The organism is Alcaligenes sp. RM2 (assembly GCF_052931795.1).
In genome coordinates this window covers 989,793-1,003,061 of the sequence record NZ_JBRFIO010000001.1, presented here as the reverse complement: position 1 = coordinate 1,003,061, position 13,269 = coordinate 989,793, and the positions used below count along the sequence as shown (strand labels likewise).

The window sequence follows — 13,269 nt, the reverse complement described above, 5'->3', positions numbered from 1 at the left end:
GCAAGCCCTGACTCCAAGACGAAGCCAGGGCCGGAGACCGATCAGGTCAAGTTACAGCGTGTGCCTGGACGGCCAAAACGGGCCGCGTCATTCAAGGCACCTTTAGGCAGGATATCGGTATCAAAAATACCGGTAGGCAAGGCCAGGGAAGCGGAGCTGTTAGGCAGATCCACCACGCCGCCGTAACGGCCCTCAACGGGAGCAGCAGTCAGCAACATATAGGCTTGCGCACGCGACAGGTCTGTCGTGCGGCTGATGTAATCGATCGCAGCCAAACAGGCCTGACGGTATGCAACCGTAGAATCCAGGTAGTAGTTGACGCCTTCTTCCACGCTGATACCGGTGAAGTGCATCCACTGATCGTACTTGGGATCATGACGGCCTGGAACATAGATAGGCGCGGTCAGATTGTATTTGGCCATGCCACCTTTGATCAGATCAAAGCCAAGGTGGGCTGCGCCGTCCATTTCAATGGCACCACAGAAAGAGATTTCGCCATCGCCCTGGGAGAAGTGCAAGTCGCCCATGGACAGGCCAGCACCCTTCACATAGACGGGGAAGTAAATCCGCGAGCCAATGGTCAGGTTCTTGATGTCCAGGTTGCCGCCATGCTCACGTGGAGGCACGGTACGGGCAGCTTCAGCCGCCATGCGGTCAAACTCGGCCCCTTTAACGCCGCGCAATACAGCAGTTTTGGCATCGGGCGGGTTGGCGTGGCCCTTGGGCACCAGCAGGGCTTCACGGCGGTTCCACTCGCGCAGCAGTTCGTGCGAGGGCAGGGTGCCAATCAGCCCGGGGTGCATCATGGCCGCAATGCGTACGCCAGGGATGTGACGCGAGGTGGCGTAAACACCATGCAGGTCCCAGATGGCCTTGTCGGCTTCGGGGAAATGCTCGGCCAAAAAGCCACCGCCATTTTCCTTGGCAAAAATGCCCGAGAAACCGACAGGAGTAATGGCGCGAATATCCAGCAGATCCACCACCAGAATATCGCCTGGCTCAGCGCCCTCTACGTGGATGGGGCCCGTCAATGGGTGGGCGCGGGTCAGGTCAACGTCGCGTACGTCGTTGGCGCTGTCCGTGTTTTTGATCTGGGCGTCCAGAAAGTCCATACATTCCAGAATCATTTCCTCGCCAGGCTTCACGCTGGTCAGGTCTGGAATATCAGGGTGCCATCGGTTGTGCCCGATTTCAGCTTGTTCGGCCAGGGGTGCGCCGGGTTTGATTTTTATATGCTGCATGTGTTCTCCGAATAATGTGTGCGAGGTCAGCACAACGGCGCTTTTAGTGCGCTTGGCGACACAATTAACACGACTGGACTGGCACGGTCAAAATGTGTGGATATGCGGGTTTATATGTTTTTTTATGCCAATAAATAAATTCCTAAGCGAGTCAATGATTTAGGCTTTAAGTGATTAAAGAACAATAGTCCCAGGTTTTTGTCCAGAGGATAAATCCTGATTTTGAGCAAATTTTTTATGTCCCGGAATACCGTAAAAAAACGGGCTGCTCTCTATACGACAAACCTTATAGAAGGCATAAGAGTTCCTGAATGGCCTAGCAGGACTCAAGGCTTGGAGCGAAAAAGAGTACAGCTAAGCCCAGGCTCCAAATAACCCTTATCACAGCAGGTATATAGGTCGGCTAGTCGAACTGACAACAATAAAAAGCAATAAAACGCAGGAGACACAATAATGACTAGCCGTTCCCCGATCCTGTGGATTCGCAATCCACTGGCCTGTTCAGATGCACAAGCTGCCGGTGGCGTACTGGTGCAAGATAGCCGCATTATCGAAAAAGTGGCCGCCGGTCAGCAGCCCAAGCAGGCTTACGACCAAAGCTGGGATGCCTCCCGGCACGTTTTGCTGCCCGGTTTGGTGAATACGCATCATCACTTTTACCAAACCCTGACACGGGCCTATACCCCAGCACTGAACAAACCCTTGTTCCCCTGGCTGACCACCTTGTATGACGTGTGGGCCGGGCTGGACGACGAGCAAATGCAGGTGGCCAGCGAGCTGGCCATGGTGGAACTGTTGCAGTCGGGCTGTACGACGGTGGCCGATCACCACTATGTGTTTTCGGGCGCCTTGCAACATGCCATTGATTGCCAGGCTGAAACCGCTCAACGCCTGGGTGTACGCGCCGCATTGACCCGTGGTTCCATGAGTGTGGGTCGGGATCAGGGAGGCTTGCCCCCGCAAAACGTCGTACAGGACGAGCAAACCATTCTGGACGACAGCCTGCGCCTGATTCGTCAATATCACCAACGCGAGGATGGGGCGATGATCACGCTGGCCCTGGCTCCGTGTTCGCCTTTCTCTGTCAGCCGCGAGTTGATGAGCGAAAGCGCCAAGCTGGCCGAACGCGAGGACGTACGCCTGCATACGCATCTGGCTGAAACAGACGACGAAACTGCCTACTGCGAGCGCCTCTTTGGTATGCGTCCACTGGACTATCTGGATCAGCAGGGCTGGTTAAGCAATCGCACCTGGCTGGCACACGGCATTCACTTCAACGACGAAGAAATCCAGCGTCTGGGCCGGGCAGGCACAGGTATTGCCCATTGTCCCTCGTCCAATATGGTCTTGGGCAGCGGCCTGTGCCGCACCATCGAGCTGGAAGCCGCTGGTGCACCCGTGGGGCTGGCCGTAGATGGCTCGGCCTCCAATGATCACTCCAATCTGGCTCAAGAGATGCGACAGGCACTCTTGCTGGGCCGGCTGCGCTACGAGCCGGGCCAGGTTACCCATCAAGCCGTTATCCGTTGGGCGACTCAAGGCTCGGCCCGTTGTTTGGGTCGCGAGGACATTGGTGGCCTGAACGTCGGGCAGCAGGCCGATCTGGCCTTGTTCACCCTGGATGAATTGCGCTTTTCCGGCGCTGAGAACCCCTTGGCGGCCTTGCTGCTCTGCGGCGCAGACCGGGCCGACCGCGTGATGGTCGCCGGCCAGTGGCGCGTGATTGACGGCCAAGCCTGCGGCATTGATTTGCAAGACCTGATGCAACGCCATCAAGCCGCTGCGCGTCGTTTGCGCGACAAGGTACTGGATACCGTAGCGACAGCTTGAGTTCGGTAGTGACAGGGCCTCTAGAGCCCTGCCTATTTATTTTCGGAGACAAACAATGACAACACCTACAAGGGCGACGGGTGCAGCGACTGCGCAGCGCCCCGAAGACGAGAATCTGGGCCTGGGCGCGAATCTTGCCTACGGTTTTCAACACGTATTGACCATGTATGGCGGCATTATTGCCGTACCCCTGATCATTGGCGAGGCCGCTGGCCTGCCTGCCAATGAAACCGGCTTGCTGATTACCGCCTGCTTGTTCATGGGCGGCCTGGCGACCTTGCTGCAAACGCTGGGCGTGCCGTTTTTCGGCTGCCGTCTGCCGCTGGTTCAAGGGGTATCGTTTTCTGGCGTAGCCACCATGATCGCCATTTTGGGTACGGGCGGCGGTTTGCCAGCCGTATTTGGCGCAGTCATTGTCGCGTCCCTGCTAGGGCTGCTGATTACGCCGGTCTTTTCACGGGTGATCCGGTTCTTCCCGCCTTTAGTCACGGGCTGCGTGATTACGACTATTGGTCTGACCTTGATGCCAGTGGCCGCATTCTGGGCCATGGGCGGTAATCCTTCCGCACCGGATTTTGGTAGCGTAGGTAATATTTCCCTGGCCGCCATGACCTTGCTGATCGTGCTCTTGCTCAGCAAGCTGGGCAGCGCCACGATCTCCCGCCTGTCTATCTTGCTGGCCATTATTATCGGCACCATCATTGCCGTCGCCATGGGCCATGCAGATTTCTCTGCCGTCAGCGAAGGCGAGGTCTTTGCCTTGCCCAGCCTGTTCCACTTTGGCATGCCCACTTTCCAGACTGCCGCGATTATCTCCATGTTCATTGTGATCATCGTGACGCTGGTGGAAACTTCGGCCGACATTCTGGCCGTGGGCGACATTATTGAAACCAAAGTGGATGCTCGTCGTCTGGGTGATGGCCTGCGTGCCGATATGCTCTCCAGCCTGATCGCCCCTGTATTTGGCTCTTTCACACAAAGTGCCTTTGCCCAGAACGTCGGTCTGGTGGCGGTCACCGGCGTGAAAAGCCGTTACGTCGTAGCCTTTGGTGGCCTGATTCTGATCGCACTGGGCTTGCTGCCCATCATGGGCCGTCTGGTTGCCGCTGTCCCACCCGCGGTACTGGGTGGCGCGGGTATGGTCCTGTTTGGCACCGTCGCTGCCAGCGGTATCCGTACGCTGGCCAAGGTGAACTACGAAAACAATATGAACCTGATCATCGTCGCCACCGCTATCGGCGCCGGCATGATTCCTATCGTGGCCCCCAAGTTCTACGAGCACTTCCCAACCTGGTTTGCGACGATTTTCCACTCCGGCATCAGCTCGGCGGCCCTGGTGGCGATTGTGCTGAACCTGTTGTTCAACCACTTCACCTTGGGCAATCCGGATCAGCCCTCTGTGTTTGCTGCGGGTGGAGGCCGCTATCTGCGGGTCTCGGACGTGGCCAATCTGAACGAAGGGGACTATGTTGAAAACGGCAAGGTCATGGACAAGGACGGCAAGGAGATCCCGATTATTGCTGATGAGCACTCCGCACCGGAACAGGCCCCTGTGCTGCACACGAAACCGAGTTTAAGCAGTACCTGAACAAGTAGAAACATTGCTAAAAGAACATAAGATCGTACCTTTGGCCGCCTTGTCTCTTTAGGGAGCAAGGCGGTTTTTTTTAGCTAAGCACTTGAAATATCGGGAACTAGCCTCATCTCTTTTTATGTAGGCGATCGAGCCCACGCCTTCCATTGCAGCAGGGCTCAGCAAAGGAAAAATGGAGATCAAGCATGGCAAATAATTTGACACGTTTTAATCCGTTTGGTGATCTGGCGGGCCTGGACACGTGGCGAGATATTGAAGACATCTTCCGACGCGTTCCTGTTGTCGGCTCCCTGGCCGGAAATACACCGCCCGCCATTCGTCTGGATGTCAGCGAGAGCGAAGAGGCCTATCAAGTCAGCGCGGAAGTGCCAGGTATCAACAAGGAAGACGTGCATGTCAGCGTCGAAGGCAATGTGGTTTCTATCCGCGTGGAAAGCCGTCGGACTCAGGAAGAAAAGGACGGCGATACGGTCTTGCGTAGTGAGCGCTATTACGGGGTGCAGACACGTCGCTTCAGCCTGGCGCAGGATATTGACGAGTCCCGGGCCAGCGCCAAATGCGAAAACGGCGTACTGGAGCTGATTCTGCCCAAGAAAAAGAGTGGAACAGGGGCCAAGAAGCTGGAAATCCGCTAAATAAGCTTGTTAAATTGAAAACCGCGCCATTTACGGCGCGGTTTTTTTGTTCTCCATCTGAAACCATCAAGAGGCTACGGTTTTTTGTGATCCATCATATAAGTCAAAGAGCTGGCCACTAAAGCACGAGTACCGATGCGCAAAGCCTTTTCATCAATCATGAATTCAGGCGAATGGTTAGGTGCTCCCATCTTGTCGGAATATGTCGAGGCATTCAGACGCCAGAAAACCACGGGCACGTTCTTGCCAAAGGCGCCGAAGTCCTCGGAGCCCATACCAGGGGCAACTTCCTTGGCCCCAATCCCGTCCGTTGCCAGCTCCAGAGCAGGAATCACAGTTTGGGTAGCCTTAGGATCGCTGACCAAAACTTCGTAGCCAGTATCGATACGCACAGTGGCCTTCAAATCGTGGTTCGCAGCAATGTTTTGCGCGTAGCGCTGAATCAGCTCATGTGCGGTTGCCTGGTTTTGCTTGGACAGGGAGCGCACCGTACCACTGATATCGGCACTTTCCGGCAGAACATTGGGGCGATTACCGCTTTGCAACGAACCTACCGTCACGACAGTAGTGCCGTCCTGGGGATTGGTACGCTGGGCGATAATGTTGTTCAAGGCCACAACGGTTTCAGCTGCAGCGACAACCGGAGAGGCAGCACTCCAGGGAGAGGAGCCATGGCCACCTTTACCTGCCAAAGAGATGGAGAACACATCGCCACTGGCCATCAAGCTGCCTTGACGGTAGCCAATACTGCCGGCAGGGTAGGAAGGACCAATGTGCTGGCCCATCACTACATCCACTTTAGGTTGATCCAGCACGCCTTCAGCCATCATCGCGTTAGCACCACTTAACGGTTTGCCAGGGCCTTGCTCTTCAGCTGGTTGGAACAGCAACACAATCGTACCAGGCAGTTCGTCGCGCATATCCGAAAAGACCTTGGCCGCACCTAACAACATGGCAACGTGGGTGTCGTGGCCGCAAGCATGCGATACCGACACTTCCTTGCCTTGCCAAGTGCCTTTGGCGACAGACTTGAAGGGCAAATCATTACGTTCCTGCACGGGCAGGGCATCCATATCGGCTCGCAAGGCCACAACTGGCCCAGGCTTGCCACCTTTCAATACTGCCTTGACGCCGGTTTGAGCAATGCCGGTCTGGATCTGATAACCGGGCATGGTTTCCAGAGCGGCTTTGATATACGCCGCCGTATCGTGCTCTTGATAAGACAGCTCAGGATTCTGGTGAATATGACGACGCCACTCAATAACCTGCTGCTCCAAGGCGTCGGCCTTGCTTAATGCAGTATCCATGATGGGATTGCTGGCTTGCGCCAACGCGGTACCGGCCATTAAACATGTCGCTGCCAACAAACTCAGGCGCAATGAATGCTTCATACAGTCTCCTCTCTTTTTAGTAGTAATAGCGACTGATCATAGCACCGGTATATACAGTGAACGGAGTAATTATTGACACTTCTACTAACTAGAACCCCCGGGTGCACTCGCCCATTACTGTCTAATCAAAATAGCGCTTCTGGCGACCATATTGGCCGGGAGTCAGGCCCGTCTGTTCCTTGAAAAAGGCAATAAAAGCGCTGTCGCTGGCAAAGCCCAAGTCTGAAGCTAACCGGGTGACACGGCCCCCGATAGAAAGCTGCTCGATCGCCTTAAGCAAACGCCACTGTTGTCTCCACTGCTGGTAATTCAGACCAGTATCTCGCTTGAAAAGGCGGCTGATGGTTTTTTCACTGGCGCCCAGATAGCTGGCTAATTCATTCAGAGCGGGAGGCAGGCTGTCCAAGGGAATTTGTCTTAAGCGGCTATCAAGCGGCAAGGGCAGAAACAAAGCCTGATCGGGCGCCCGTTGCAGCTCATCAAGCAAGACCAGCATCACATGATGGCCCGGCGGCTGATCCCAGTCCTCGTCCAAATCAGCTTGGGCAATACGGTCCAGGGCGGCAGTCAGCAAATCGTTCGCCGCCAGTAGTTGAACCTGAGAGGGCAAGTCAGGGTAATGAGTCGGGTCCAGATACACCGATCGGTAATCCACCTGCTCGCTCATCTGTGCCTGATGGAGCAGCAAGGGAGGGATCCAGATCAAGCGTCCCGGTGGCAACAAGCACAATTGCTGATCCAGGGTGACAGTAATGCAACCGCTGTGCGTGTACAGGATCTGGCCCCAGGGGTGCTGATGCAGGCCGGAATCATGTTGCGCCAAACGGGCAGCAATACCCAATACATGGTGATCTGTCAGGTCGGGAAAGGGGTCACTAGCATCTAACCAAGGCATGATTGTCCGATTTCATTGGTTTTTTATCAGAATACTTGTAATAGAAAAATCCAGCCAGACTTACGCTGATTCTTTTTTCCCAATTCAGTGTGGTTTGCATGTCTCGTTTTCTATTCTTGATGATCGCCTTGATCATGTTTCCTCAGGTGGTGGAAACCGCCTATAGCCCGGCTTTACCCCTGATCGCCGACAGTTATTTCGTGTCGGCCAGCCGCGCAGGGCAGACCTTATCGGTCTACTTCATTGCCTTTGCTGCAGGCGTGCTGTTCTGGGGCTGGCTATGCGACAAGACCGGGCGTCGGCCCGCTGTTCTGGCCGGTTTGGCGGTTTATGGCCTGGGCTGCCTGCTGGCTGTGTTCAGCCCCAGCTTCGGTGTTTTGCTGGCTGCCCGCATGATCAGTGCATTTGGAGCGGCGGTCGGCTCGATCGGTGTACAAACCATGTTGCGCGATCGCTACCAGGCAGAAGATCTGGCCAGGATCTTTGGCACCATAGGTGCCGCTCTGGCATTAAGCCCCTTGTTAGGTCTGGCAATGGGCGTCGCTCTGACAACAAGCGCAAATCTCATGCCCGTCTTTCTGGGACTGTTCGTGTTGGCCTTGATCTTGTTTGCCGCTTGCCTGTTTCAGCTTCCTGAAACCCGCCCGCTTCAACACAGCCAGGCCAGCATGGTGAATGTGCTGTTCCGCTTGCTGCGTGACCCGGCAATTTGGCAGTCCGCCATGCTGGTGGCTCTGTTCAACGTCACGATTTTTTCCTTTTACCAATGGGCACCTTTCCTGCTGGAAGGCCTGGGCTCCGATAACCGTCCCATGATGGTGGCCGGCCTTTTACTGGCTGCCGGAACCTTTATGGGCGCTTTTCTGAATCGCCGCTGGCTGGCGGCAGGACACCGTGCCCGGCATTTGGTGTGGCGGGGGATTTTGATTTTGGCCGTGGCGGCTACCGGCCTGGAGTTGGCGGGACCACATCTGATTTTCCTGCTGCCGGCCATGTTGCTGGCATTGGCCTACGCCATCGCCATCCCCAATCTTTTGTCGGCTGCCTTGCAGGACTATCGCTCAGTGGCAGGGAAGGCAGGTGCTGTCTTTGGCCTGATGTACAGCCTGTTGCTAGGCATCGGTTTGGCCTTGTCGGCCTGGTGGGGGAGTCTGGCTGACGTGACTGTTGTTTGTGCTGTGCTGGCCGCTATTTGTCTGGCCTTGCCCCTGAAAAAGACTTGAGAAAAACCCTGATACGCCATTCGTAAGCCGCCTCATCATAGGGTATATACCAATACATATGTATTGACATATATCAAGCCAAATCACCATAATCCTTCATGTTTAAAGCAATTGAAGAGTGTGCCTGACAAACACTCAGCTTGAACATTTATCCAAAAGGAGAGGATGACATGGTGGAACAGGGGGTTATGGGCAATCCGCTCGACAAGGTCAAGCCACGCGGCATAGTGGCCTTGCTCATGCTGTTGATGGCCGTGATGGGCGAAATGTGCCTGGCGGCCGACTTTTACGGCTTTGCAGCTGTTATCAAAATTGTCTCGGCAGACCTGTCACTGAGCCCCGCGCAAGCCGGGCTGGTGCAGGGTGCTTTCGGTGTCTCGTTTGCATTGGGCATGTTGTTCTGGGCACCACGTGGTCGCTCCATGAGCTCGGCCCGTTTGTACCTGATTGGCTTGGGTGGCAGCGGCTTGCTGATGCTGCTGCAGACTCAGGCACAGGATTTCACGCAGCTATTTTTACTGCGTCTGGTTGTGGGCTTTTTTGACTCTGCAGTCTGGGTCGGGTCCATGAAAATCGTCATGCAGTGGTTTGCGCCACGCCGCCAGGGTCTGGTGCTGGGCATTATTCTGGCCGCCTATTCGCTGGCCATTACCCTGGACTTTGCCTTGGGTTTGCCTTACGCCATGGCCCATGGCTGGCGTGCTTTCTTCCTGGTCCTGGGCGGGCTGACCTTAAGTGCCTGTTTAATCACGCAGCTGGTGGTACGCGCCGGTCCTTATCAAGATCCACACGACAAGATCAAAACCGATGCCGGTGTGTTGCGCTCCATCGCCGCACGCCCCTGGATCTGGGTAGGCATTCTGGCCATTTTTGGGGCTTTGTTCTCGGTTGCGGCAACCGCGACCTGGCTGATTCCAGCGCTGATTGATGTGCAGAAAATGGCCCCCGAACAGGCTCCCTTGTTCGGCACCATCATGGGCTTGTCCCAAGTCTTCTTCCTGATTCTGGGCGGTTATGTCAGCGATCGCTTCACCCGTGTTGGGGTAATGCGTGTGGGCATGTGGTTGACCATTCTGGCGGCCAGCGCCTGTGTTCTGGTTGCCTGGCAGGCATTGCCCTACAACGGCCTGCTGATCGTGGCCATTCTTTGTGGCGTAGGGGTCTTTCATGGTGGCGCCATTTTCAGCTACGTGGGGGAGCGCTATGGCGTGAACCTGGGCCCTAGCGCTGCTGGCTATGCCGAAATGGGCGGTGTGTTCGCCACCTTTGTCGCGCCGTCCCTGCTGGGCCTCTTGCTGAGCCTGACTGGTTCCTACATCTGGGCCTTTGGCAGCTTCCTGGCGTTGGAAGTGCTGGTTTTCATCGGTTTCCTCCTCTTGAATCGCTTGCCTTCGGCGCAGGCGGAATAAGCAATGAACAAACTTGTTTTCGATCCAGCAGACCTGGAGCAATACCGGCTCCAGGCCTCGGTGGCTGATTTTGACGCTGAGATGGCCGCCTACAAGCAGGCCAGTGAACGGGCCCGTGCAGCTCTGGAAGCCTGTTTCAGCACCCACGCCTATGGCGATGACCCGACAGAAAAACTGGATATCTATGCGGCCAGCCAGGCTGGCGCCCCGGTATACCTGTTCATTCATGGGGGCTACTGGCGCATGTTGTCCAAGGATGACTCGGCCATGATGGCGCAAAGCCTGCATGCCGCCGGTGCCACGGTGATTTGCCTGGACTACGGTTTGGCTCCGGCTTACCGCCTGCCGCAGATCGTGGCGCAATGCGAACGCGCCTTGCAGTGGGTCCACGCGCACGCCACGCAATTTAATGGCGACCCGCAGCGTATTCATATTAGTGGCAGCTCGGCAGGGGGCCATTTAAGCGGCATGTTGCTGGCGGCCGATACCCGACGTGAACAGCGTCTGATCCACAGCGCCAGCATTATCAGCGGCGTCATGGATTTGCATCCCCTCTTGCAGACCGCCGTGAATGACTGGCTGCAGCTTAACGAAGAACAAGCCCAACGCTATAGCCCGGCCTTGCACCCACCAGCAAGGGGAACGCCCGTGCTGGTGGCCTGGGGGGCACTGGAGCCTGCCGTCATGCAAGAACAAAGCCGTCACTACGCCCGGCAATGCGAGCTGGCGGGCTGCCTGGTGCAAAGCATGGCCGTGCCAAACCGTAATCATTTCAACGTCTTGATGGGTCTGGAGCAGAGCGACAGCGCATTGACGCTAGCCGTGTTGCAGACCATGAATCGTCATACCCAGGAGGAGAGACTATGACACAAGCAACTTCCCACTCCATCCAAACCGCGTGCTTTGAGCCCCGCCGTCTGGGCCACGTCAACCTGTGGGTTGACGAACTGCAACGCGGTGAAGATTTTTACAGCCAGGTCTGCGGCCTGAAAGTGGAATTTACCGAACCGGATCTGGTGGCGACTTTTTTAGGCACCGGCCACACCCCCCACGACTTGGGCATGATGGAAACGACCAAAGGCGTGAATCGTTATGGCCGCGATGGTCTGCTGCAACTGCCCGGCACAATCGGCCTGAAACCCGGCCTGAATCACCTGGCCTGGGAGCTGGAAAACGAAGCTGAACTGGTTGCCGGCTGGAAGCGCGCAAAAGAGCAGGGGCGCGATATTGATATGACGGTGGACCATCAGGTGGCTCATAGCGTCTATATGTTTGACCCCGATGGCAACTACAACGAGTTCTACTGCGACACCATTAAAGACTGGCGCAGCGTACTGGGTGGTCCTATGGAATTACTGACCAGCCGCTGGGACCCCGAAGGCCAGGAGCCTTTTACCGAAGGCCGTTACGACTCCGACCCGGTTCTGGAAACAGTGGCCGACGCCCCGGTCCAACCACGCCGCGTCACCCATGCCGTGCTGCGTACCGCTCAGTTGGACGCCATGCGCCGCTTTTACACCGAAGTCGGCGGCCTGGAAGTGGTTTATGAAAATGAGCAGGTTGTCTACTTGCGTGCTGGTCTGGCCAATTATTATTACAGCCTGATCCTGGTACGTGATGAAGAAGCCTCCTTCTCGCATGGCAGTTTCGAGCTGGCCGGCGTCCAGAATCTGGAACAAACACTGGAGCGCCTGAAAGCCCGGAACATCACACCCGTTCACAACGTGAACCTGCCCTGGAAGCGCGCTTTCTTCTTGCGTGACCCGGATGGTCTGCTCAGCGAGTGGTACGTGACTCTGGCTGGCGAACGTGTTCTGGATAGCAATCACTCTTTGCCTTTGTGGGCGCAAGTTTAAGGAAACCAGCATGTCCGATAAAAAACTAAGTGCCTTGATCGCAGGCGGTGGCCTGGGTGGTTTGGCAACCGCTGCCGCTTTGGCTCAACGCGGCTGGGATGTCACTGTGCTGGAGCGCCAGTCTGAATTGCGCGCCAATGGCTCCGGTATTTATATCTGGGAAAATGGCCTGCGCGTTCTGAAAGCCTTGGGAGCGTACGAGCAAGCGATTGAAGGCGCTTTCTACGGTAGCCACTTTGAGCAACGTGATCTGAATAATGAAGTCATTGATTGCGGCCCCACACCGCCCGATCGCCGTCTGATTACCGTGATGCGCTCGCAACTGCTGAAATCCCTGGAGCAAGCGGGCAAGCGCGCCGGCGTGAAGGTACGCACGAATGTGGAAGTCATCGCCGCCAGCGCACGCGGGGAAGTTCAACTGGCCTCGGGCGAGCGTTTACGTGCCGATCTGGTCGTGGGTGCTGATGGCATCTGGTCCCGTATCCGCCAATCTCTCGGTCTGGAACTGGTGCACGAGCAAACCCGCGAAGGGGCCTTGCGTACCATGATCACCCGCAAGCCAGACGACACTCCGGAGCAAGACGCTCAAAAATACATCGAGAACTGGAACGGTCTGCATCGCTTGCTGATTACGCCCGTCAGCGAAACCCAAACCTATCTGGCCTTAACGTGCCCGTACGACGATGTGCGAGCCAGCAATGTCCAGATCGACAAGGAATACTGGTCTGCCTTGTTCCCACACTGGGCACACTTGATTGAACGCGCAGATGGCCCGGTCAGTTGGGGTCGTTACAGTGTGACGCGCTGCAAAACCTGGTCCAGTGGCCGTACCGCGATTTTGGGCGACGCCGCCCACGCTCAACCGCCGAACCTGGGGCAGGGTGGGGGCATGGCCATGCAAAATGGCCTGGCTTTGGCCACGTTCCTGGAAAAGGTGCAGGATGCCCGCGATATCCCCGAAGCCCTGGAAGCCTGGGAAAACAACGAGCGCGAGATTGTAGAGCACTGCCAGAAGTGGTCCTGTCTATATGGTGAGATCAGCGCCTTGCCCGATGCCGTGCGTACTCAGGTCGTGCGTTCTGCCATGGCCAATCCCTGGAGCTACGCGCAGATTTTCCGCGCTGCCAGTCACACGCCTACGGGAACCGTCCAGGCAGAGCTCTGCTAGTATACTGACGGTCCGCTTGTCGCTCCG

General features: G+C 56.3%; 11 protein-coding genes. 8 read left to right on the top strand and 3 right to left on the bottom strand.

Annotated elements, in window-relative coordinates; translation table 11 throughout:
* Window positions 1-41: 41 nt before the first annotated feature.
* Window positions 42-1,241 (bottom strand): formamidase, encoded by a 1,200-nt coding sequence (fmdA, locus tag ACU6HM_RS04595; protein ID WP_021446607.1) that lies wholly within the window; start codon window positions 1,239-1,241, stop codon window positions 42-44.
* A 453-nt stretch (window positions 1,242-1,694) separates the two neighbouring features.
* Here fmdA and ACU6HM_RS04590 point away from each other — a divergent pair, with 453 nt between their 5' ends.
* The 3 genes from ACU6HM_RS04590 to ACU6HM_RS04580 all read left to right on the top strand — a co-directional run bounded on the left by ACU6HM_RS04590 (window position 1,695) and on the right by ACU6HM_RS04580 (window position 5,300).
* Window positions 1,695-3,071 carry an 8-oxoguanine deaminase gene (locus ACU6HM_RS04590; RefSeq protein ID WP_009453885.1) on the top strand — a complete coding sequence of 459 codons (1,377 nt, stop codon included), beginning with the start codon at window positions 1,695-1,697 and terminating at the stop codon, window positions 3,069-3,071.
* Window positions 3,072-3,126: 55 nt separating this feature from the next.
* Window positions 3,127-4,659: a nucleobase:cation symporter-2 family protein gene (locus ACU6HM_RS04585; protein WP_021446606.1), complete on the top strand. Its 1,533-nt coding sequence runs from the start codon at window positions 3,127-3,129 to the stop codon at window positions 4,657-4,659.
* Window positions 4,660-4,850: 191 nt separating this feature from the next.
* A complete protein-coding gene (locus ACU6HM_RS04580) occupies window positions 4,851-5,300 on the top strand; it encodes an Hsp20/alpha crystallin family protein (RefSeq protein ID WP_009453888.1) in 450 nt (149 codons plus the stop codon).
* Window positions 5,301-5,374: 74 nt separating this feature from the next.
* Here ACU6HM_RS04580 and ACU6HM_RS04575 read toward each other — a convergent pair whose 3' ends face one another.
* Window positions 5,375-6,691 (bottom strand): M20 metallopeptidase family protein, encoded by a 1,317-nt coding sequence (locus tag ACU6HM_RS04575; RefSeq protein ID WP_060185048.1) that lies wholly within the window; start codon window positions 6,689-6,691, stop codon window positions 5,375-5,377.
* A 121-nt stretch (window positions 6,692-6,812) separates the two neighbouring features.
* Window positions 6,813-7,586: an AraC family transcriptional regulator gene (locus ACU6HM_RS04570; RefSeq protein ID WP_060185049.1), complete on the bottom strand. Its 774-nt coding sequence runs from the start codon at window positions 7,584-7,586 to the stop codon at window positions 6,813-6,815.
* Window positions 7,587-7,684: 98 nt separating this feature from the next.
* Here ACU6HM_RS04570 and ACU6HM_RS04565 point away from each other — a divergent pair, with 98 nt between their 5' ends.
* The 5 genes from ACU6HM_RS04565 to ACU6HM_RS04545 all read left to right on the top strand — a co-directional run bounded on the left by ACU6HM_RS04565 (window position 7,685) and on the right by ACU6HM_RS04545 (window position 13,242).
* A complete protein-coding gene (locus tag ACU6HM_RS04565; protein ID WP_446763389.1) occupies window positions 7,685-8,809 on the top strand; it encodes an MFS transporter in 1,125 nt (374 codons plus the stop codon).
* Window positions 8,810-8,979: 170 nt separating this feature from the next.
* A complete protein-coding gene (locus ACU6HM_RS04560) occupies window positions 8,980-10,218 on the top strand; it encodes an MFS transporter (RefSeq protein ID WP_446763388.1) in 1,239 nt (412 codons plus the stop codon).
* Between the two features lie 3 nt (window positions 10,219-10,221).
* The gene (locus tag ACU6HM_RS04555; RefSeq protein ID WP_009453897.1) at window positions 10,222-11,085 is read left to right on the top strand and encodes an alpha/beta hydrolase; all 864 of its coding nucleotides are present in this window, start codon (window positions 10,222-10,224) and stop codon (window positions 11,083-11,085) included.
* Window positions 11,082-12,074 (top strand): VOC family protein, encoded by a 993-nt coding sequence (locus ACU6HM_RS04550; RefSeq protein WP_324577354.1) that lies wholly within the window; start codon window positions 11,082-11,084, stop codon window positions 12,072-12,074. Before ACU6HM_RS04555 ends, ACU6HM_RS04550 begins: the two co-directional genes overlap by 4 nt.
* A gap of 10 nt (window positions 12,075-12,084) precedes the next feature.
* Window positions 12,085-13,242, top strand: coding sequence for an FAD-dependent oxidoreductase (locus tag ACU6HM_RS04545; RefSeq protein WP_009453900.1), 1,158 nt, complete (start codon window positions 12,085-12,087; stop codon window positions 13,240-13,242).
* Window positions 13,243-13,269 lie beyond the last annotated feature (27 nt).